We start from the raw sequence: 2,029 nt of genomic DNA, 5'->3' as shown, positions 1-2,029 counted from the left end.
GCCCCGGCCGGCGGTCCGGCGCCGTCCTCCGCCGCGCCGGCCGCCCAGGCCGCGCCCGTCCCCGGTGCCGCGCTCTGGTCGAAGTGGGGCCTGACCGCGCTGCCGGCCGCCCCCGCGGCACCGGCCGACAAGCCCGTCAAGCTGACCAGGACCGGCCCGGTGCCGGTGTTCAGCGAGGTGCCGACGCACGACAAGGTCGTCTTCATCACCATCGACGACGGCGCCGAGAAGGACCCGAAGTTCGTCGAGATGCTCACCGACCTCAAGGTGCCGGTCTCCATGTTCCTGACCCGCGACATCGTCAAGGACAACTACGGGTACTTCAAACCGCTGCAGGCCCTCGGGAACCACATCCACAATCACACCGTGGACCACCCGGTGATGAGCAAGCTCACCCCGGACAAGCAGAAGAGCGAGGTCTGCGACACCCAGACTGCGCTCACCCAGCAGTACGGCACGCCCCCGCTGCTGTTCCGCCCGCCCTACGGCGACGGCGCCAACACCGCCTCGGTCAACACCGCCGTCCAGCAGTGCGGGCCGCGCGCCATCGTGCTGTGGCGGGAGTCGATGCAGATCCACGACATGCAGTACCAGGCCGCCGACAAGAAGCTGAAGCCCGGCGACATCATCCTGGCGCACTTCCGCGGCCCCAAGGACCTCAAGGGCGAGACGATGACCGCGATGTTCGGCGAACTGCTCGGCCGGATCCAGGAGCAGGGCTTCGCGGTCGCCCGGCTGGAGGACTACATTCAGCCGCCCACCGGCTGACCGAGCATCATCAGCGGCCCGTCGTCGGTCCGGCACAGGATCACCGTCAGCGAGTTCGGCCCGGCCGGCTTCAGCTGCCTGCGCAGCTCGTCCGGCACCACCGACACCCCGCGCTTCTTGATCACCACGGTTCCGGCCGCCCGCTCGCGGACCAGTGCCTTCAGCACCTTCACCTTGTACGGCAGCACGTCGGTCAGCTCGAAGGCGTGCGCGTACGGGGTCGGCACCAGCCGGTCGGAGGTCAGGTAGGCGATCATCGGGTCGATCAGCCGGCCGCCGACCTGCTGCGCCACCTCGGTGACCAGGTGCGCCCGGATCACCGCGCCGTCCGGCTCGTACAGGTAGCGGCCGACCGGGCCGGCGTCCGGGTCCGGCCGGCGGCCGCCGGCCAGCGTGTGGTCCCCGGGCAGCAGGGTGGCCCGGTGCGGCTCGGCGGCGCCGGTGCCGAACCACAGCACCGCCTCCTTCACCTCGCCGTGGTCCGAGACCCACTCCGCCTCGGCGCCCTCCGGCACCAGCTCGTGCGGGATGCCCGGCGCCACCTTCAGCGCGCCGAACGGGGTGCGGCGGGCCGCCTCGACGGCCCAGGACAGCGGCGGCGAGTACGCCTCGGGGTCGAAGACCCGCCCGCGCGCGGTCCGCCGGGCCGGGTCGGTGAACACCGCGTCGAAGCCCGCCACGTCGACGTCGGCCACGTCCGCGCAGCGCACCTCCACCAGGTCCGCCAGGCCCAGCGCGGCCGCGTTGGCCTCGGCCACCGCGCAGGTCAGCGGCGAGCGGTCGACCGCCAGCACCGCGACCCCGGCCCGGGCCAGCGCGATGGCGTCGCCGCCGATCCCGCAGCACAGGTCCGCCAGCCGCCGCACCCCGAGTGCGGCGAACCGCCCGGCCCGCCACTCGGCCACGCTGCGCCGGGTGGCCTGCTCCACACCGTCGGGCGTGAAGTACATGAGGTCGGCGTCGGCGCCGAACTTGGCGCGGGCCCGCTGCCGCAGCCGGGCCTGCTCGAAGGCGGCCCGCACCAGCTCGGCGGGGTACTCCCGGCGCAGCCGGGTGGCCAGCGCCAGCTCCTCGCCGGCGGTGAACTCCCGCAGTTCGGCCAGCAGCGCGCGGCCCCGGTCGGTCAGCAGGGCCCGGAACGATTCGATCTCCACGCCCCCATTGTCGATCAGCCGGTGCGGTGCCACCGGCCGCCGCCCGGCGCCCCGGCCCTCAGCAGGCCGCGCCGGGCCGGCAGGGCGCGTGCGGGGCCGGCGGGGGC

General features: G+C 74.0%; 2 protein-coding genes. One reads left to right on the top strand and one right to left on the bottom strand.

The genetic code is table 11. The features are described 5' to 3' along the window. On the top strand, positions 1-768 hold a 768-nt coding region (locus tag AA75_RS24190; protein ID WP_033822320.1), incomplete at its 5' end, for a polysaccharide deacetylase family protein. Here AA75_RS24190 and AA75_RS24185 read toward each other — a convergent pair. After that, positions 750-1,922, bottom strand: coding sequence for a class I SAM-dependent methyltransferase (locus AA75_RS24185; RefSeq protein ID WP_033822321.1), 1,173 nt, complete (start codon positions 1,920-1,922; stop codon positions 750-752). The two genes, AA75_RS24190 and AA75_RS24185, sit on opposite strands and share 19 nt — an antisense overlap. Positions 1,923-2,029: the final 107 nt, after the last annotated feature.

Source organism: Kitasatospora sp. MBT63, assembly GCF_000710465.2.
Lineage (GTDB): Bacteria > Actinomycetota > Actinomycetes > Streptomycetales > Streptomycetaceae > Kitasatospora.
Note: the sequence above shows the minus strand (reverse complement) of the source record. Positions and strands in the feature narration are given on the sequence as shown.